General features: G+C 41.4%; 14 protein-coding genes. 11 read left to right on the forward strand and 3 right to left on the reverse strand.

Annotated features, from left to right (window positions below; all coding sequences use genetic code 11):
* The first annotated feature begins 288 nt into the window (after positions 1-288).
* From B4Z47_RS15510 to B4Z47_RS15550, 9 genes are all read left to right on the forward strand, one after another.
* Positions 289-714 carry a DUF2147 domain-containing protein gene (locus B4Z47_RS15510; RefSeq protein ID WP_286727529.1) on the forward strand — a complete coding sequence of 142 codons (426 nt, stop codon included), beginning with the start codon at positions 289-291 and terminating at the stop codon, positions 712-714.
* 154 nt (positions 715-868) lie between these two features.
* On the forward strand, positions 869-2,116 hold the full coding sequence (locus B4Z47_RS15515; protein WP_088159803.1) for an ABC transporter permease: 1,248 nt from the start codon (positions 869-871) through the stop codon (positions 2,114-2,116).
* Positions 2,117-2,380: 264 nt separating this feature from the next.
* On the forward strand, positions 2,381-3,571 hold the full coding sequence (gene kbl / locus B4Z47_RS15520; protein WP_286727530.1) for a glycine C-acetyltransferase: 1,191 nt from the start codon (positions 2,381-2,383) through the stop codon (positions 3,569-3,571).
* A gap of 78 nt (positions 3,572-3,649) precedes the next feature.
* Positions 3,650-5,455: a translational GTPase TypA gene (gene typA / locus B4Z47_RS15525; RefSeq protein WP_286727531.1), complete on the forward strand. Its 1,806-nt coding sequence runs from the start codon at positions 3,650-3,652 to the stop codon at positions 5,453-5,455.
* 223 nt (positions 5,456-5,678) lie between these two features.
* On the forward strand, positions 5,679-8,480 hold the full coding sequence (gene uvrA, locus B4Z47_RS15530) for an excinuclease ABC subunit UvrA (protein WP_286727532.1): 2,802 nt from the start codon (positions 5,679-5,681) through the stop codon (positions 8,478-8,480).
* A 141-nt stretch (positions 8,481-8,621) separates the two neighbouring features.
* Positions 8,622-10,265: an alkaline phosphatase PafA gene (gene pafA, locus B4Z47_RS15535; protein ID WP_286727533.1), complete on the forward strand. Its 1,644-nt coding sequence runs from the start codon at positions 8,622-8,624 to the stop codon at positions 10,263-10,265.
* Positions 10,266-10,356: 91 nt separating this feature from the next.
* Positions 10,357-10,797 (forward strand): RrF2 family transcriptional regulator, encoded by a 441-nt coding sequence (locus B4Z47_RS15540; RefSeq protein WP_070565866.1) that lies wholly within the window; start codon positions 10,357-10,359, stop codon positions 10,795-10,797.
* Positions 10,798-11,014: 217 nt separating this feature from the next.
* Positions 11,015-13,807 (forward strand): outer membrane beta-barrel protein, encoded by a 2,793-nt coding sequence (locus B4Z47_RS15545; RefSeq protein ID WP_286727534.1) that lies wholly within the window; start codon positions 11,015-11,017, stop codon positions 13,805-13,807.
* Positions 13,804-14,598: a GLPGLI family protein gene (locus tag B4Z47_RS15550; RefSeq protein ID WP_286727535.1), complete on the forward strand. Its 795-nt coding sequence runs from the start codon at positions 13,804-13,806 to the stop codon at positions 14,596-14,598. Before B4Z47_RS15545 ends, B4Z47_RS15550 begins: the two co-directional genes overlap by 4 nt.
* Positions 14,599-14,692: 94 nt before the next feature.
* Here the strand turns inward: B4Z47_RS15550 and metG are convergent, their stop codons facing one another.
* The gene (gene metG / locus B4Z47_RS15555) at positions 14,693-16,762 is read right to left on the reverse strand and encodes a methionine--tRNA ligase (protein ID WP_286727536.1); all 2,070 of its coding nucleotides are present in this window, start codon (positions 16,760-16,762) and stop codon (positions 14,693-14,695) included.
* 410 nt (positions 16,763-17,172) lie between these two features.
* Here metG and B4Z47_RS15560 point away from each other — a divergent pair, with 410 nt between their 5' ends.
* Positions 17,173-18,075, forward strand: coding sequence for a S66 peptidase family protein (locus tag B4Z47_RS15560; RefSeq protein WP_286727537.1), 903 nt, complete (start codon positions 17,173-17,175; stop codon positions 18,073-18,075).
* 37 nt (positions 18,076-18,112) lie between these two features.
* On the opposite strand, the gene B4Z47_RS15565 is transcribed toward B4Z47_RS15560, so the two are convergent.
* Entirely contained in the window at positions 18,113-18,943 is an 831-nt protein-coding gene (locus B4Z47_RS15565) for a universal stress protein (RefSeq protein ID WP_286727538.1), read from the reverse strand.
* A gap of 224 nt (positions 18,944-19,167) precedes the next feature.
* Between B4Z47_RS15565 and B4Z47_RS15570 the strand changes: the two genes are divergently transcribed.
* A complete protein-coding gene (locus B4Z47_RS15570; RefSeq protein ID WP_112375279.1) occupies positions 19,168-19,575 on the forward strand; it encodes a DoxX family protein in 408 nt (135 codons plus the stop codon).
* A 146-nt stretch (positions 19,576-19,721) separates the two neighbouring features.
* On the opposite strand, the gene B4Z47_RS15575 is transcribed toward B4Z47_RS15570, so the two are convergent.
* Complete coding sequence (locus tag B4Z47_RS15575) at positions 19,722-20,552, reverse strand: universal stress protein (protein WP_286727539.1); 831 nt, start codon at positions 20,550-20,552, stop codon at positions 19,722-19,724.
* Between the last annotated feature and the right edge of the window lie 43 nt (positions 20,553-20,595).

A 20,595-nucleotide genomic window follows, 5' to 3' on the forward strand; every position in this document is an offset into this window, starting at 1 on the left:
GATGGATGGATGGATGGATGGACCGTTAACTGGTATTAGTAAGCAGGGCTGTTTGATCAATAGCAATACTGGAATAAAAAATATATGCAAGCATAGTAAATATTTTGTATATTTATTCAGAAGCTATGCATGCTATAGCCGTATGGTCATCAACGATTATGCGTGTTATGTATGACGATTGCCGATGGTGGAAAAGAATTGAAAGACGTACTTAAGTCGTTTAAACAAGCGATCGGATCGCCAATAGCGGGGAAATTGAAAGAATTAAGTTCATAAAATAATAGACCCATGAAGAAAATTATGATGTCATTCATAATGCTGCTTACTACAGTGGCATTATTTGCGCAGACCGATCCCATCATCGGAAAGTGGGAAAACCCAAGCGGCGAAGGTCGTGTTGAAATTTACAAGAAAGGCGATAAGTTTTTTGGAAAACTCTATTGGCTGAAATTTCCAAATAATGAAGCCGGTCAGCCTAAGAAAGATATAAAAAACCCAGATAAAGCATTGCAGGGCAGAAATGTGCAAGGACTCGAAATCTTGACCAATTTTGATAAAGATGGCAATACTTATGTTGATGGCAAGATCTACGATCCGAAATCGGGCAAAACGTATAGCTGCAAGATGACCTTAAAAGGAGATAAGCTTGATATCAGGGGCTATGTTGGTGTGAGCTTGCTTGGACGCACCGAGACATTGAAAAGAATTAATTAAGACAGAAAATGGCCACAAAATCAACATAATCCGCTTGCATGGATAGGTCAGATTCCATCCAAAAGGCAATTTATTTCTTGGAAGTAAATTGCCTTTTTGGTTTTGTGCTGGAATTACAGTATTTTCATCCCTACAAATTATAAATACCAGCTCTATGGCCGTAAAAATGTCTTATGTTGAAAATGTCAAGCTTGCACTACAGTCCATTGTAGGGAATAAGCTGCGGACATTTTTGACAGCACTGATCATTGCCATAGGGATGATGGCATTAATAGGAGTATTGACCTCGATTGATGCCATGAAAAACTCGCTAACAGATTCCTTTTCATCCATGGGATCAAATTCCTTCAACATACGCAACCGGGGATTAAATGTCCGGATCGGTAATGAAGGGACTCGCTCAAAAGTCTTTGCTAATATTACCTATGCACAATCTGCAAGATTCAGACAGGATTTTCACTTTAATGCGTTGACATCAATCAGTGCCAATGTGAGTTGGAATACGACCGCAAAATATCAATCCAAAAAGACAAACCCCAATATCGGCCTGATCGGGACAGATGAAAATTATCTGCAGACATCAGGGTATGTTGTTAGCGAAGGCCGTAATTTTTCTACGCGGGAGGTTGAAACAGGTAGTGGCGTGATCATCATCGGTAGTGAAGTGAGTAAAATGCTATTCAACGAAATTATTGATCCAATAGGGCAGTTTATTACTGTTAACAATATCCGCTATTTGGTGATAGGAGTCTTAAAAAGTAAAGGTTCCTCTGCCGGGATGGGCGGGGATAGGGCCTGCTTTATTCCCCTGATCAAGGCCAGGGCAGTGATGCAGGGTACCGAGCCTTCCTATGTGATCACTGTTTCTTCCAATGACCCCATGCGATTGGAAGCCGCAATCGGCGAAGCTACCATCGTATTTCGAAATATTCGCGGATTGGCATCACGGCAGTCCAATGATTTCGAAATCACCAAATCCGATGCGGTTGCCCAGATGCTGATGCAAAATATGGCCATGGTTACTTTGGGAGCAGTGGTGATCGCTTTTATAACCCTTGTGGGAGCTTCAATCGGATTGATGAACATCATGTTAGTTTCGGTCACAGAACGTACACGAGAGATCGGTATTCGTAAGGCAATCGGTGCAACACCGAGTGTTATACGTAAACAATTTCTGATGGAAGCCATTGTGATCTGTATGATTGGAGGTGTCGCCGGGATCTTTATTGGTATCTTGATTGGTAATATTCTGGCGCTGCAGCTCGGCACATCTTTTATTATACCTTGGGGAGCGATTATTTTGGGTTTCGCGGTATGTGGACTAGTCGGTATGTTATCGGGCTATTACCCGGCCTCAAAAGCATCTAAACTGGATCCAGTCGACGCGCTTCGTTACGAGTAATTTACATTGCCCCCCCTATCGCTCTATTTTTACATTTACCCTGCTTGCAGGACGAAGATGTCTAGGGCTTGTCGCCCAGCTGGTCGCTATCAAAGCAAGAGGAAAAGTAGATCGATTGAAAAAAGGAATTTTATGCAATCGGTTTAATGTTACCAAATCATTGATTTGGGGTGAATTCTCCGTGAATAGCCCTTGTCTCGAAAGGTAAAGCAACTTATTCCAATGAAAAAACTGTAATATTGTATAAAAAAATAAAATCGAATTATGTACAATACATTACAACCAGTTTTAGAAAAGGAATTGGAAGCAATCAAAGAAGCGGGATTGTATAAACAAGAGCGAGTGATCGTTACTCCCCAAGGAGCAGACATCAAAGTGAGTACAGGACAAGAAGTTGTCAATTTTTGTGCGAACAATTATTTGGGACTTTCTTCACATCCAAAAGTAATCGAAGCTGCTAAGAAAGCGATTGATACACATGGTTATGGAATGTCTTCCGTACGTTTCATCTGTGGTACCCAAGATGTGCATAAAGAATTAGAAGCAAAAATTTCTACGTTCCTCGGAACAGAAGATACTATTTTATATGCGGCAGCATTCGACGCTAATGGTGGTGTGTTTGAGCCATTATTTGGTGCCGAAGATGCCATCATTTCAGACGAATTAAATCATGCTTCTATCATAGATGGTGTTCGTTTATGTAAAGCACAACGTTTCCGTTATAAAAATGCGGATATGGCTGATCTGGAAGCGCAATTGCAGGCTGCATCCGGTGCTCGGCATAAAATCATTGTTACAGATGGCGCGTTTTCGATGGATGGATCTGTAGCTCCATTGGACCAGATCTGTGATCTAGCCGATAAATACCAGGCGCTAGTGATGATCGATGAATCGCATTGTACAGGATTTATCGGTGCAACTGGACGTGGTACGCACGAGCTTTTCAATGTAATTGATCGTGTAGATATTATTACAGGTACGTTGGGTAAGGCGCTAGGTGGTGCTTCCGGTGGTTTTACTTCCGGTAAAAAAGAAATCATCGATTTGTTACGTCAGCGTTCACGTCCATACCTATTTTCGAATACCCTGGCACCAGCAATTGCAGGAGCTTCTGTAGCGGTTTTAGATATGCTGAGTGAGACAACTGCATTGCGCGATAAATTGGAGTCAAATACAACTTATTTCCGTGAAAAAATGACGGCTGCTGGATTTGATATCAAGCCAGGTTTCCATCCAATCGTGCCTGTGATGCTGTATGACGCGAAATTAGCGCAGGAGTTCGCAGCCAAGATGTTGGACGAGGGAATTTATGTGATCGGTTTTTACTATCCCGTTGTACCTCAGGGAAAAGCCCGTATCCGTGTGCAGATTTCGGCAGGACACGAAGTTGCTCACCTGGATAAAGCAATCGCCGCCTTTACCAAAGTAGGTAAAGAATTAGGTGTAATTAAATAAAATACACATAGTTATAAATTTTATGGTGCAAAATGTTTATCTTTGCACCCTAAAATTTTATAAAAATATTCTTGCTCAATGCAAAACATTAGAAACATTGCGATCATCGCTCACGTCGACCACGGTAAAACTACGCTTGTAGACAAAATTTTATATTTTACCAATCAATTCAGAGAAAATGAAAATGCTGGTGAATTAATCCTAGACAATAATGATTTAGAGCGTGAGCGCGGGATCACTATTGTATCTAAGAACGTATCAGTAACATATAAAGGTGTTAAAATCAACATCATCGATACACCAGGTCACGCCGATTTCGGTGGTGAGGTTGAACGTGTATTGAAGATGGCCGATGGTGTAGTACTATTGGTAGATGCTTTTGAAGGCCCAATGCCTCAAACACGTTTCGTTACAGGTAAAGCGCTAGGTTTAGGTATCAAACCTATCGTTGTTGTCAATAAAGTCGATAAAGAAAACTGTCGCCCTGATGAAGTGTACGAACATGTTTTTGACTTATTCTTCAACTTAGGAGCTACTGAAGAACAATTGGACTTCCCAGTATTGTACGGTTCTTCAAAACAAGGATGGATGTCTACCGATTGGAAAAATCGTACTGAAGACTTCACCGACTTGTTGGAAGCCATCATCAAATATATCCCTGCACCAGAAGTCTCTGAAGGTACTTTGCAAATGCAGGTAACATCATTGGATTATTCGACGTTCGTAGGACGTATCGCTATCGGTCGTGTTGCTCGTGGTACAATCAAAGAAAACCAACCTGTTTCTTTGGTGAAACGCGACGGAAAAGTTGTGAAATCACGTGTAAAAGAACTACAGGTATTTGAAGGCCTTGGCCGCATCAAAGTGCCTGAAGTAAATGCAGGTGATATCTGTGCCGTAGTAGGTATCGAAGGTTTCGATATCGGTGATACCATTGCAGATTTTGAAAATCCAGAGCAATTGGAAGTTATCAGCATTGATGAACCAACAATGAACATGTTGTTTACCATCAATAACTCTCCTTTCTTCGGTAAAGAAGGTAAATTGGTAACATCACGTAACATCTACGATCGTTTACAAAAAGAGTTGGAGAAAAACTTAGCACTACGTGTCGTTCCTACAGAGTCTCCAGATGCTTGGTTGGTATACGGACGTGGTATCCTTCACTTGTCGGTATTGATCGAAACAATGCGTCGTGAAGGTTATGAATTGCAAGTAGGCCAGCCACAAGTTATCATCAAAGAAATTGATGGTCAAAAATGTGAGCCAATCGAAGAACTTGTTGTTGACGTTCCTTCTGATGTGTCAGGAAAAGTAATTGAGTTGGTGACCCAACGTAAAGGTGAGTTGTTGATTATGGAAGCTAGAGGAGATATGCAACATCTTGAGTTCTCTATCCCTTCTCGCGGTATCATCGGTTTACGTAACAACGTGTTGACAGCAACAGCTGGTGAAGCTGTTATGGCACACCGTTTGAAAGGTTACGAGCCTTGGAAAGGTACAATTCCTGGTCGTTTGGCTGGTGTATTGATCTCTTTGGATACAGGTTCAACAACAGCATACTCCATCGATAAGTTACAAGACCGTGGTCGTTTCTTCGTAGATCCAGGTGTGGATGTATATGAAGGACAAATCCTAGGTGAACACATCCGTGACAATGATTTAACGATCAACGTTACTAAAGGAAAACAGTTGACAAATATGCGTGCTTCTGGTTCTGACGACAACGTACGTATTGCACCAGCAATCAAATTCTCATTGGAAGAATGTATGGAGTATATTCAAGCTGACGAGTATATTGAGGTGACACCACAATCAATGCGTCTACGTAAAATCTATTTGACTGAAAACGAGCGTAAAGTTAACGCGAAGAAATTTCAATAGTCAATAGCGAAACGCGCTATAAAAAAGCCCCCGAACATTGTTCGAGGGCTTTTTTTGATGATTTAAATCCTCCCCTTGGCAGTGCCTTAGGGAGATATCACGTTTTTTTGTTCTTTCCTCCCCGGTACAGTAAGTATCATCTGGCAGAAAACCGAATAGCTTTTTAATTCAAAGGAATATAATCAGCCAAGAATACGTAACTTTGTGTGAGATAAGGATTATTATGAGTAAACAGGTGGAGCACACTCCAAAAGAATATATTCAGATAAAGGGCGCAAGAGTTAATAACTTAAAGAATATTGACGTTGATATCCCTAAAAATAAATTAGTTGTTATCACTGGAATGTCGGGCTCAGGAAAATCCTCCTTAGCTTTTGATACGCTCTATGCCGAAGGACAGCGACGTTATGTCGAAAGTCTTTCTTCGTACGCAAGACAATTTATGGGACGGATGAATAAACCGGAGGTGGATTACATCAAAGGTATCGCCCCTGCAATTGCCATTGAGCAACGCGTCATTACGTCCAACCCCCGTTCGACGGTGGGGACATCCACTGAGATCTATGATTATCTGAAATTGTTGTATGCCCGGATCGGCAAGACAATTTCTCCTGTATCTGGTCGCGAGGTGACCAAAGACAGTGTGAGTTCAGTGGTGGATTTTGCCTTGAATTTGGAAGAGGGGACAACGGTGACACTTCTCGCGCCACTTATTCCTGCTCATGGACGTAAACTTAAGGAAGAACTGTCGCTCCTGTTACAGAAAGGTTTTGTGCGTGTCGTCTTTGGGGATAGCATGCAGAAAATCGAAGCTATTATCGATGATAAGGCCGTCGCCAATAAAGACCTTCAGGATGGTGAAGTGCTTATTGTCGTCGACCGGGTCCGTGTTGAACAGGACGATGATACAGTCAATCGACTTTCTGACTCTGTCCAAACAGGTTTTTTCGAAGGTAAGGGTGAGCTCTATATGGAAGAAAATGGTCAAAGACATCATTTCTCCCATAAATTTGAACTTGATGGAATAACATTTGAAGAACCTACACCAAATTTCTTCAGTTTTAATAACCCCTATGGTGCCTGTCGTCGATGTGAGGGCTATGGAAAGATCATTGGTATTGACCCTGATCTTGTTATTCCAGACAAAAGCCGCTCGGTCTACGATGGCGCAATTGCACCTTGGCGAGGAGAGAAAATGGGCGAGTGGTTACAAGTGCTTGTTAAAAGTTCGTTGAAATTTGATTTCCCAATACATCGTGCCTACATGGACCTGACTGCGGCGCAGAAACAGCTGCTGTGGACGGGAAATAAATATTTCGCAGGTCTTACTCAATTTTTTGAAGAGCTCGAAGCTCAGACCTATAAAATTCAATACCGGGTGATGTTGTCTCGCTACCGCGGGAAGACAGATTGCCCGGATTGCCGCGGTACCCGTTTACGCAAAGATGCGACTTATGTGAAAGTAGGGGGCAAGTCTATCACCGATATCGTTTTGATGCCGCTTGAGGAAGCCTTGGAATTCTTTAAAACCCTACCGCTGGTGGGTAATGAACTGGTCATTGCCAAAAGACTTCTTGCTGAAATTAATAACAGATTGCAATTTTTGTGCGATGTTGGATTAAGTTACCTGACCTTGAACCGGCTATCGAATACCCTTTCTGGAGGGGAATCACAGCGGATCAATCTGGCAACTTCATTAGGAAGTTCACTCGTAGGATCTATTTATGTGTTGGACGAACCCAGTATTGGACTTCATCCACGTGATACACAGCGTCTGATTTCTGTGCTGAAATCCCTGCGCGATGTTGGTAATACGGTTGTGGTGGTCGAGCATGAGCAGGAGATGATGGAGGCGGCTGATTACCTGATCGATATCGGACCGGAAGCCGGGATCAATGGCGGCGAAATGGTCTTCGCAGGTACATATCAGCAGATTCTGAAAGATACAAAGAGCCTTACGGGGCAATACCTCAGTGGTAAAAGCCAGATTGAGGTACCCCAAAAGCGCCGCTCATGGTCCAATAGTGTGACCATTAAAGGAGCGCATGAGAATAACCTCAAAGGGATTGATGTACAATTTCCATTGAATACGTTTACTGTGGTGACAGGTGTTTCAGGGTCAGGTAAGACCTCCTTGGTCAAACGTATCCTTTACCCAGCATTGCAGAAGTCGATAGGCAATTACTCTGGTGAACAGACTGGGGTCTATGATGCGATCGAGGGGGATATTACCCATATAGAACAAGTTGAAATGGTCGATCAAAACCCGATCGGTCGTTCTTCGCGATCCAACCCGGTGACTTACGTGAAAGCCTGGGATGAAATCAGGGCCTTATATGCCAACCAGGCAGCAGCCAAAGCTGCTGGACTGAAACCTGCGGCATTTTCATTTAATGTTGAAGGTGGACGTTGTGATGTCTGTCAGGGTGAAGGTGAAGTTAAAATTGAAATGCAATTTATGGCCGATATCGTTTTGCCATGTGAGGCCTGTGGGGGCAAGCGATTTAAACAGTTTGTGCTTGATGTACACTATAAGAACAAGTCGGTAGCAGATGTTCTCGAGCTGAGTGTTGATGAAGCGATCGTATTCTTTGCAGACCAGCCTAAAATATTAGCGAAATTGCAGCCTTTACAGGACGTTGGACTAGGCTACGTTAAGCTCGGGCAATCGTCAAGTACATTGTCTGGCGGTGAAGCACAGCGGATTAAACTCGCCTCCTTCCTCATTAAGGGAAATAATAGCAAGAAGACACTTTTTATCTTTGATGAGCCAACAACAGGCTTACACTTTCAGGATATTAAAAAGTTATTGAAATCATTTGATGCACTGATTGCCTTAGGGAACAGTATATTAGTGATCGAGCATAATATGGATATGATCAAATCGGCAGATTGGGTAATCGATATTGGTCCTGAGGGCGGTAATAAAGGTGGAAAGCTCGTCTTTGCGGGACTTCCTGAAGAACTTATTCATTGTAAAGATTCTTATACAGGTCAATTTTTAAAGACACATTTAAAAGATTAAATCCTACTTTAGCGAAGTGAAGTAATCTGTCTCAGGGCAACGGAGCTGCCAATAAGTTGCGCTTTATTGTTCCTTTTGTTAAGGTCTGATAGAATAGTATACAGTAAATAAAAAACTAATATTTCAATACTTAATACGATTATGATTAAAAGATTTTTTTTAAGTGTCGTCCTTGGAATAGCGGCGCTTTCGTCCATGGCGCAACAACCGGAAAGACCAAAATTGGTTGTCGGCCTGATGGTGGATCAAATGCGTTGGGATTATTTATATCGCTTTGCAGATCGATATGGAAATGATGGTTTCAAACGACTTTTGAAAGAAGGATTCTCCTGTGAAAATACATTGATTAATTATATTCCGACATACACAGCCATTGGGCACAGTTCGGTCTATACAGGATCCGTTCCTTCCATACATGGTATTGCGGGCAATGACTGGATTGAAGAACAGACGGGTAAAAATATGTACTGTACGCAGGACGATAATGTCATTGGTGTAGGTACTACAGCCAAGGAGGGACAGCAGTCTCCACGTAATTTACTTGCCTCGACCGTAACGGACCAATTGAAGCTCGCTTCTAACTTTAAATCCAAAGTGATCGGTATCGCGATCAAAGACCGCGGCGGTATTCTACCGGCGGGGCATTTTGCCGATGCAGCGTATTGGTTTGAAGCTAAATCAGGCGATTGGATCACCTCTAATTTCTACATGGATAAACTGCCAAAATGGGTCGTAGACTTCAACAAGAAAAAATTGGCCGAAAAATACCTGAAAGGCGACTGGAAACCCATGTATGATATCAGCAGCTATGCGGCCAACAGTATTGCAGATGATAATATCTATGAAGGTAAGTACCCTGGTGAAGAAAAACCGACTTTGCCGCGTGCGACTTCCAAGCTAATGAAAGACGAAGGCTATGAGCTAATCAAAACCACACCAATGGGAAATCAGTTTACGTTGGATCTGGCTATGGAAGCAATCAAAAATGAGCAGATGGGAAATAACCCAACTAAAAATACCGACTTCCTTTGTGTGAGTCTTTCTGCAACAGACTACGTTGGACACCGTTACTCATTGACAGCAGTGGAGATTGAAGATATCTATCTGCAGCTCGATAAACAGCTTGCCGATTTCTTCAACTACCTCGATAAGACGGTGGGCAAGGGTAACTACACGTTCTTCCTGACAGCAGATCATGGCGCTTCTTATAACTCTCGTTTCTTTATGGATATGAAAGGAAATGGTGGTTATTTCTATTCTCGTCAGATTATCACAGGACTTAACAAAACCCTTAAAGAAAAATTTGGACAGGAGAAGCTTGTTAAAAGCATGATGAACTACCAGGTGCACTTAAATAATCAATTGATTGATTCGTTGAACTTGGATCGTGATAAAATAAAAGAGACCATCATTCGTGAACTTCGCCATACCGAAGGTGTCGCGTATGTTGCTGATATGGAAAAAGGGGAAAGTCTGATGATCCCGGCGCCTATTCGCGAAAAAATGATCAACGGTTACAACTTTAAACGTAGTGGTGCTATTCAGATCGTTTGTGAGCCACAATGGTATGACGGCACACCGCGCTCCACCGGGACAACACATGGTACCTGGTCTGGCTATGATTCCCATATTCCTTTGGTATTTATGGGTTGGGGAATTAAACCGGGTGTATCTAATACAGAGGTACATATTGTTGATATTGCACCGACAATTTCTTCACTACTCCACATTACTGAGCCCAATGGTAGCATCGGAAAACCGATCACGGCGGTATTGGGGCAATAAGGAAACTGTTGCTGCATGCGTGAAATCATGAAGGTTTTATTCTATTGAATAAAAAACGTAAATTTGCAATTCAACAGGGGGTTAACAAATTATGCTGTCCAAAAAGACAAAATATGCAATAAAGGCACTGATGGTGCTTGGTCGTAATTACGGTAATGAGCCGATGCAAATCTTGAAGATTGCGCAGGAGGAGAATATTCCAAAAAAATTCTTGGAACAAATTCTACTTGAAATGCGAAATGCCGGAATTCTCTATAGCAAAAAAGGTGCTGGAGGTGGTTATAGCCTCAATAAGGCTCCCGAAGATGTTTTTTTATCGCAGGTGATGCGCCTAATTGATGGCCCCATAGCCTTGCTACCCTGCGTGAGCTTGAACTTCTACCGCTCCTGCGAAGAGTGTACACAAGAGCATGCCTGTGGCATACGCGATACTTTTGTCGAGGTGAGAAATGCCATGTTGCAGATTTTAAATGATACAAGTATTGCCCATTTAATCAATAAGGAAAAAGAATTGAACCTAAATGTAGATTAAAGGAAATAAATATATTTTTCTATTTAGACTGGAGGCGTAACAAATAAGTTACGCCTCTTTTTTTATGCGGTAAAGTTATTGGTATAAAGTGCATTACCGTATTTTGTTTGAGGGGTGTAAGCTTAATTTATTAATTATATAATTATTTAACATTATTTTACGAATTTTCCGTAGCAACATTTATATATTTACCTCGACAATATATAAACGAAATTTTATGAAACTAACCTATTCCCTAGTTTTGTTTCTTTTATTATCCGTCCTGAGTTCCAAGTCCTATGCACAACATAAACTTGTGGGATCGGTGGCCGATATCAAAGATCTTGCAAAACTACACCAGGCTTCAATCGCGCTGCTCAGTCCCAAAGATTCGATTTTGGTTAAATTCGGTCGGACGAAAGAAAATGGAACATTCCAAATTGCGAATCTCGACACCGGTACCTATAAAATGGTGGTTTCCTATCCGCAGTATGCTGACTTGGTAAAAGATATCCATGTGGCCGCCGAGGATCTAGATATTGGTATTGTAAAGCTATCCAAAGCAGCGCTACTATTGGAGGAGGTTCAGGTGAATGGCAAAATTCCTGTGGTTATTAAAGGCGACACCATCGAATACGATGCCGCTAGTTTTAAAGTAGAGAAAGATGCTAAAGTAGAGGACCTATTGAAGGTCTTGCCGGGTATTACGATGGATGGATCAGGCAAGATCATTGCTCAGGGCAAGGAAGTCAAAAAGGTATTGCTTGATGGGGAAGAGTTTTTTGGTGATGATCCAACCCTGATTACCAAGAATATTCGGTCAGATATGGTTAGCAAGGTACAAGTGTATGAGAAGAAATCAGATCTTGCTGTACGTACCGGAGTAGATGATGGCGAACGAACGCAGACAATTGATATTAAGCTCAAAGAAGATAAGAAAAAAGGAATGTTCGGCCAAGCTGTTGCGGGAGCTGGTACAGATAAATATTATGGCGGAAAAGTCATGCTCAATAAGTTTAAGGGATCGCAGAAAATTGCAGCTTATGGCATTCTCGCCAATGATGGAATGGTCGGATTAGGGTTTGAAGATAGCCAAAAATATGGTGTGGGCGGAAGTAGCAATGTGCAGATGATGGAGGGCGGAGGCATTATGATTTCCTCTGGTGGTGATGGTTCTGATGGGGGATGGGACGGTAAATACTATGGCGGTGGCGTGCCTAAGGCTGTCAACATGGGAGCAAGCTATTCGGATAAGTCCAAAGATGATAAGCATAAGATCAATGTCAATTTCAAGCGGAACCAGATCAATGTCAACAATACAAGTACATACAACGCACAGAATAACCTTCCTGAACGCGCACAGGTAGATAATAATGTGACCACATCTGAAACAGAAACACAGGCAAATATTGCAAATCTACGGTATGACTATAAGCTTGATTCGCTTGCTGACCTTACTGTCACCATGGGCTTTACCAAATCTAGCCGTGACAATTTATCCAATTCCGAAGCAGATCAACGTAAATTGGATGGCACATTGATTACACGGACTTCATCCAGGACAGATTTAAATAACGATCAGGATCGATTTAATATAAATGCGATGCTTACACGTCGTTTCAAAAAGGACCGCCGTTCCATTACTTTCAATGTCAATGCGAATGCAGACCAAAATCGCAACAAAACACAGTATTTTTCGGAAAACTTCTTCCAAAGTTCCGGAGATACAACCTTGATCGATCAATATAAAAATGATAAGCTGGCGAATAATACCTACGGTGCTTCAGTAACCTATTCGGAGCCGCTTTCTAAAAGGCTGACCGCTGCAATAGGTTATGCATTCAATCAAAATAAATCGGAAACACTCAATCAGTCATTTGATAAAGATCCGGCTACAGGAAAATATACGGTATTGGACCAAAACCTGCTCAACGATTTTGATTTTAACAGTTTAAAAAATGGTGTCAACGCCTCCTTGAATTACAAGTCGAATACATTAACAGTAAATTTGAGCAATCGAGTTGATTTTGAGCAGGTCAAGAGAACCTATAACAACCTGAATACAATACTGCAGCGGAACCAGACATCTGTTGCTCCAAATCTTTCCATCAACTACAAAATCTCGAAAAGCAAAAATGTAAGCTTCCGCTACAGCGGCCGCACGAGCCAACCTTCGTTGACGCAAATAGAGCCGTTGAAACAAAATTCCCAGCCACTCGTCGAGTATTTGGATAATCCAGATCTGAAAGCTGGCTTTGATAACTCCTATTCAGTTAATTTCAATAACTACAAGCAGTTAAAGGATCAGAGTATCTATTTTTATGTGAGTGCAGATCAAGGAAAGAAAAGTATCAACAATAGCGTGCGCTATGATCTAGATAAAGGTACGCAGCAAATTTCCTACGTCAATATTGATAAAGACAATTGGCGTATGTATGGTGGTGGAGGATACAGTTTTGTATTGAAGAAAAAATGGGGATTAAAAATGAATCTTGGCATGAATGCGCAGTATAACAGCCAATTTAGCTACTTATCCTCCTTCAATGAAGAGCCAAAGCTCAATAGAAATCAGACATGGAGTGTAGCACCAAGTATTGGTTTTAGCCGATATAAAGCAAATAAGATGGATTTTTACATCTCCATGAGTCCTGGTGCGGAGCAGATGAATTCCTATCTGCAGCCTGAGTTGAACCGGACGACTTTTAAATTCAGGACGTTCTCGGAGATTACCTATTATTTACCAAAAGACTTTAAAATTTCCCTGTCGACAAACCAGAATTATCAGGCCGCTACAAAAACGCTTGAATCCATTAATATCATTAATATGAATGGTTATGTTTCCAAGAAATTATTGAAAGATAAGTCCTTGGAGGTACAGGTATTTGTCAATGATATTTTGAACAAAAATAATGGAGTGTATCGTTATCAGAATGGAACTTCATTTATCCAGACCAGCAACGACGTATTGCGCCGGTATGGAATGCTAAAAGTAATCTACAATTTTACAACAATGAAAGGAGATGCCAAATGAGTAAGTATATCAAGTTGATGGTTTGGGTATTATTGCTGTGCGCGGGTACAGCCCATGCACAACATGCTTATTTTCCGAGCAGCGGAACGGTCACCTATGAACGGAAGTTCCATGTGCAGAATTTCTTAAAGCGTAATTATCTCAGCAAGCCCGATTTAGATACCTGGGATAAGCTGATGGTCGATAATGCCGTGAAAAATGGGCCCACTGAGGTGGTGACCCACCATATTTTGAAATTTTACGATAATGAAACCCTGTTTGAAACCGTGCAGGAGGATTATCCTGCGAATTATCGTAATGTGACTTACTATAATTCTATTCTTCCCGATTCAAAAACCTATATTAATTTCCAGAATCAGGAGTTTTCAAAGTTGCTCCCTTTTGGAGATGAGCAGTTGTTGCTCAAAGATTCTTTGCCTGCGGTTAAATGGAAATATACGGATGAATACCGAAATATTGCGGGATATGATTGTCGGAGAGCCAATGGAATTATTCAAGATTCGGTCTATGTAGTAGCTTTTTTTGCGGGACAAATTCCTATCTCGGGTGGTCCAGAGCTTATCCATGGGCTCCCAGGTCTGGTAATGGGGATATCTATCCCGAGCATGAATGTCAATATGTTTGCCACAAAGGTGGAGATTACCAATACAGCATTTTCCAATGTGCTGACCAAAAAGAAAAAGGTCGTTGCGGAATCCAGAGCGGAGATCATAAAGAAGCTGAAAGATACCGTCTATGACTATATGGATGAGAAGGCCTTTAAAAAACGACTGCAGAGTATACTCTTTTAGGGGATAATCTTATACCGTTCTTGTCCCGTCGAGATGATAAAAAAGCCTGTTCATACGAACAGGCTTTTTGTATAAAAGAAATGCGGGTTTTATATTAACGTACCGTACTTCCTACTTTAATTGTTGTATCCGGTTTGACAAAATCCAATCGACCGTCAGCATCTTCTGCCATCAGGATCATTCCTTGTGACATAATTCCTTTGATTTCACGAGGTTCAAGGTTGACCAAAATAGATACCTGACGGCCTACGATTTCCTCAGGACTGAAGAACTCTGCGATACCCGAAACGACTGTGCGTGTATCTAAGCCGGTGTCTATCGTCAATTTTAACAATTTCTTGGTTTTGGCAACTTTTTCAGCAGCTGCAATAGTTCCAACGCGGATATCCATTTTAACAAAATCATCGAAGCTGATGTTTTCTTTCGCAGGAGCAACTTTTGCATTATCAGCTAGATTTTTTGCTTTTGCTTCAGCAAGTTTGTTTAGTTGGAAGTCGACTTGTTCATCGGTTATTTTGTCAAATAACAATTGCACTTCACCCAGTTGGTGTCCAGTTTTGATCAAAGCATCTGAACCTGCGTCGTTCCAGTTTCCTTGAGGGAAATTAAGCATTTCAAATAATTTGATCGCTGTTTTCGGTAAAAAGGGCTGTGCAAGAACGGCAAGATTGGCAACGATCTGTGCCGCTACATTTAGGATTGTTTTGACACGTTCCTCATCTGTTTTAATGATTTTCCATGGCTCTTCATCGGCAAGGTATTTATTGCCGAGACGAGCGACATTCATAAATTCTGCCAATGCCTCACGGAAGCGGAATTGCTCCAAAGACGATTTGATCGAAGTAGGGTATGTTTTTAATTCATCCAGTACCGCTTGGTCTACAGCTGTTAGTGGCGAACCGTTCAATACCTTGCCATCAAAATATTTGTGAGAAAGTACCAAGACACGGTTGACAAAGTTTCCAAAAATAGCAACGAGCTCATTGTTGATCCGAGCTTGGAAATCTTTCCAGGTAAACTCGGCATCCGAAGTTTCCGGTAATATGGCTGTCAATACATAGCGCAATTCATCCTGCTTATCAGGAAATTCCTGTAGGTATTCATGTAACCAAACCGCATGGTTTCTGGACGTGGACAGCTTATCGCCCTCCAGGTTAAGGAATTCGTTGGCGGGAATATTTTCTGGTAAAATATAGTCGCCGTGTGCATGAAGAATCGCCGGGAAAATAATACAGTGGAAAACAATATTATCTTTTCCAATAAAATGGATCAGCGTAGAATCGTCTGCTGGGTTTTCATGGGTTTTCCAATAGTCTTCCCAGTTTTTACCATGGTCTAAAGCCCACTGTTTTGTTGCTGAGATATAACCGATAGGCGCATCTAACCAAACATATAGTTTTTTACCCGCTGCTTCAGCCAAAGGTACATCGACGCCCCAATCCAGATCTCTTGTCATTGAACGCGGCTGTAAACCGGATTTAAGCCAAGATTGACATTGGCCAAAAACGTTGGACTTCAGGATATTTTTCTTTCCTTCGATCAGCCATTTTTCAAGCCAAGGCTGGTATTTATCCAAAGGTAGATACCAATGTTTCGTTTCTTTCAAAACTGGCGTTTTTCCGCTCAATGTTGAAATTGGGTTGATCAGATCTGTTGGGCTAAGTGATGTCCCACATTTTTCACATTGGTCCCCATAGGCGCCTTCAGACTTACAATTTGGACAAGTTCCCGTAATATAGCGGTCAGCCAAAAACTGATGGTATTCCTCATCGTAATACTGCTCCGAAAATTTCTCGACAAATTCACCTTTGTTGTAAAGGTTCAAGAAGAAATCCTGCGATAACTGGTGATGTATAGGCTCCGATGTACGGTGATAGATATCGAAAGAGATACCAAACTCTTCAAAGCTTTCTTTGATTTGTTTATTGTATTTGTCAATGATCTGCTGTGGGGTGATGCCCTCTTTTTTTGCACGGATGGTAATCGCCGCACCATGCTCATCTGAACCACATACATAGACTACATCTTTTTGATTTAGACGCAGATAACGGACAAAGATATCCCCTGGGATATAAGCTCCGGCAAGGTGTCCAATATGTAAAGGACCATTGGCATAAGGTAATGCCGATGTGATGGTATAACGTTTTTTATCTAGAATACTCAATGCTTGAAAGTATATTAAAGTGTGTACTTGTTTCCTTTGGCAAACTTAGATAAATTGCTGTTTATATGCAATATAAATGCGTGCCATATCTAACAATTTATTCTTGAATTCTTGTTTTGGCTAATTTCTACGATTACGGCAACTTGATTAAAATACGCTGCTATTTAACCTCTTGTTATCGTAGAAATATTATTCAACATAGCGGTAGAAAACTTAGATAAATTTACGTTTATTTGTACATATAAGCACCATATATCAAGTATATTTCTAATCGGACTTTGCAATGTAGAGGTCCTTTTTTTTGAAAGTGTTTGATGTTATTGGCCAGAAAGATTCTTCAGTTCGCTTGCATAGCGGTTGGTGTCTTCGAAGCCATGAAGGTTTTGTTTGATCATTAGCGATAAAAAAATATGTCCAAAATTCCTGATTTTCTGAAAGAAGGCGATAAAGTCGCTATTGTTTGTCCTGCGAGTTTTATACGTGGATCTATTGATGTTGGCATAAAAACATTAGAGAGTTGGGGGCTGGAGGTTGTCATTGGTAAGACTGTTGGGGCATCGTTTCATCAGTTTGCCGGAGATGACAATTTACGCACCGCCGATCTGCAGTGGGCGCTGGATGACCCGTCGATTAAAGCTGTTTTTGCGGCGCGTGGAGGTTACGGCTGTGTTCGTATTGTCGACGAAATCGATTTTTCAAACTTTGAAAAAAATCCCAAGTGGTTGGTGGGTTTTAGTGATATAACCGTATTGCATAGCCATATTCAACGGAACTATAAAATTGCGACCATACATGGACAGATGCCCAAGTCTTTCGAAACGGGGACTAAAGCTTCTTTAGCAACCTTACAAAATGCATTGTTCGGTCATCGTATGGACTTTGCCTATGAGCAAGCCCTATTCCCCAATCGTGCAGGCGAGGGAGAAGGAAAACTGGTGGGTGGAAATCTGGCGATCTTACTGTCTGTACTTGCGTCCGATTCGGATGTCAATTACAAGAATAAAATATTATTTATTGAAGATGTAGGTGAGGCTTATTATTCCATAGACAGAATGCTCTGGGCATTGAAACGTGCTGGAAAACTAAAAAAATTAAATGGTCTGATTGTCGGTGGCTTCTCTGCCATGAAAGACAACGATCCAGCTTTTGGGCAAAGTGTAGCGGAAATTGTATGGGATAAAGTCAAAGAGTACGATTTCCCCGTAGCATTTGCTTATCCAGCAGGGCATATTGATGACAATCATGCCCTTGTATTGGGGCGAAAGGTAGCGCTGAAAACCACGGAGAATTCTGTTCAGTTAACTTATTTGTAAGCCGCTGAACAGAATTCTGCCCGATCATATATCTTGATTAACCTGAGTGTACCGGAATGACCATCATGGCAGCCTGACTCTTCCAGGCCATTTTTTGCGCAATACTCGTATTGAAAATTCGGCTTAATAGACCCTTGTCCCGATGGAAAGTGACCATCATGTCGATATGGTTTTCATTGATGTATTGGTTGATCCCTGAAGCAATGTCCGCATGGAGGATATAGCTATAGATGGGATGATAAGGAGCCAATAAGTCCTGCATGATCGTTATTTCGGCATTTACCGCTTTATTTGCAGGATCTTCTTTAGTCACATGTACGACATAGACCTCACTTTTACGTAATACTTCCGACGCATTCACCAGGAGACGGTTTAATTTTAGTTTGACTTCTTTGAGATTGGTGGCGATCAACATCTTTTTGGGTACCCTAAACTCTGCCCGTGCGGGGACCACCAGTAATGGTGTGTGACAATTTTCGATCAGCTTGAGGGTATTGCTTCCAAGAAGCAGTTTCTTTAGGCCGCTTTTACCTGCAGTTCCGACGATAACAAGGTCAATGTCCTCCTCAGCACAGGTACGATTTACGCCATAGCTCAGTTCATATTCTTCAAGAACTGATTTCCAGGCAATGCCCTCAGGAAAAAGCAACATCAGTTCCTGTTGCCAGGTATTAAGGTCCTTTTGTTTTTCTTCCAAGATTTCTGAATTACTGATGACAACAGGTTCAGTACCTACGGTAGGGATTACTTCGTATGTGTGGTATAGGACAACCTTTTCAATGCCCCAAAGTTGAGCTAATTGTGCGGCATATCGAGCAGCAGCATAGGCATTGTCCGAAAAGTCTGTTAACAAGAGTAGGTTTTTCATCCTTTAGTTATTTGTTGATCCATAATCCGTGGCTAAGGTCTTTTACGCTGTCTTAGCCGTTCCAAAGCATTATAATCGGGTCTATCGTCATCAAATTACGCATTAAGTATTATAAATGCAATAGCTTTATTTATTATGGTGAGTACGGTGAGCTGTTCAATTTAAATAATTTCATTAATTTAGGGAGATCGGTAATTCAAGTTTTAATAAATTAAACGTTTTTTATGGCAATTTGGAATTCATTGGGTAAATATAGGGATACGGGACTTTTGGTCTTGCGTGTTGGACTTGGGGTGATGATGATCATGCATGGTCTGCCCAAATTGCAGGGCGGTCCTGAGCTCTGGGCAGGTGTCGGAAAATCAATGGGTAATATTGGTATTCATTTTATGCCTACTTTTTGGGGCTTTATGGCAGCTGCTACCGAAACTGTTGGGGGGCTATTTTTACTGCTGGGGCTCTTTTTCCGACCAGCGGCATTATTGCTTGCATTTACGATGGTCATCGCTGGATTAATGCATCTTTCTAAAGGAGATGGTATCGCTGGTGCATCACATGCGATTGAGCTTTGCTTTGTGTTTTTAGGACTTATCCTTATTGGGCCGGGTAAACATTCGGTTGACAAGAAATAAGAGATTTCTCGGGAAGAGATTTCCCGGAGGAACAACGATACGACAAAAACGCCGCAATTTAGCATACATTGCGGCGTTTTTGTCGTATAATTTGTTTCTATTGGACAAGGAGTCCATCGCTGTGGATATGTACAAAGCACAGATTTCTACGATCTATCCATGGGAATAACCAGTAAGTTGGCCGAGCCATTCCAGGCTATTTTTTTAGAAATGCTTGTTTTGAATAGGCTCGCTAATAGTCCTTGCTTTTTATGGAATGAAAGTATGAGATCAATATGTTTCTCTTTTGCATATTCTTCAATACCTAGTGCAATATCATCATGGCTGATATAGTCATAAATCGGATGATATTTATCTAGGCGTTCATGGAGGTGCTTTAATTCCTGTGCCAAGTCTGCGGCTGAACCTTCTTTTTTAGCAACATTCAACACATACAATTGTGCATTGAACGTATCTAACACCTGATCTAAATTGAATAAATCCAGCTTTCTGTCTACCTCCTTCAGATCGGTTGTAGCCAACACATTTTTGGGGACGGCAGGATTTACCTTATGGGAAACGATAAGCATGGGCTTAATGCAGATGTCCATCAGTGTAATAGCATTACTTCCGACCAAGATCTTAGCAAAACCTGTTTGTCCGGTGATACCCAATGCGACAAGGTCAATGTCGTGCGATTTACACATGTCATTGACTCCCAATGGCAGATCAACATCTTCCATCTGATGTGTTAGTTCCACTTGTGGAGGGAACAATAATCTAATTTGGTCAAACCATGCTGTCAGTTCTTTCTCTTTGGCCTCTTTTACCTCATCATTAACAATGACTATAGGTTCGTTATTGACAATGGTAACACTGTTGTACGTATGGTAGATAATAACCTTTTGCGTTTTCCAGGCTTCTGTACATAGGGCTACTTGTTGTGCTGCCAGAAGAGCATTTTCTGAAAAGTCAGTTAACAGGAGGATACGTTTCATGATGTTCTTTTTTATACGTTTAACTTCTATAACCTGGTTGGTG

Source organism: Sphingobacterium sp. UBA2610 (assembly GCF_002339225.1).
In the GTDB taxonomy this organism is placed as follows: domain Bacteria; phylum Bacteroidota; class Bacteroidia; order Sphingobacteriales; family Sphingobacteriaceae; genus Sphingobacterium; species Sphingobacterium multivorum.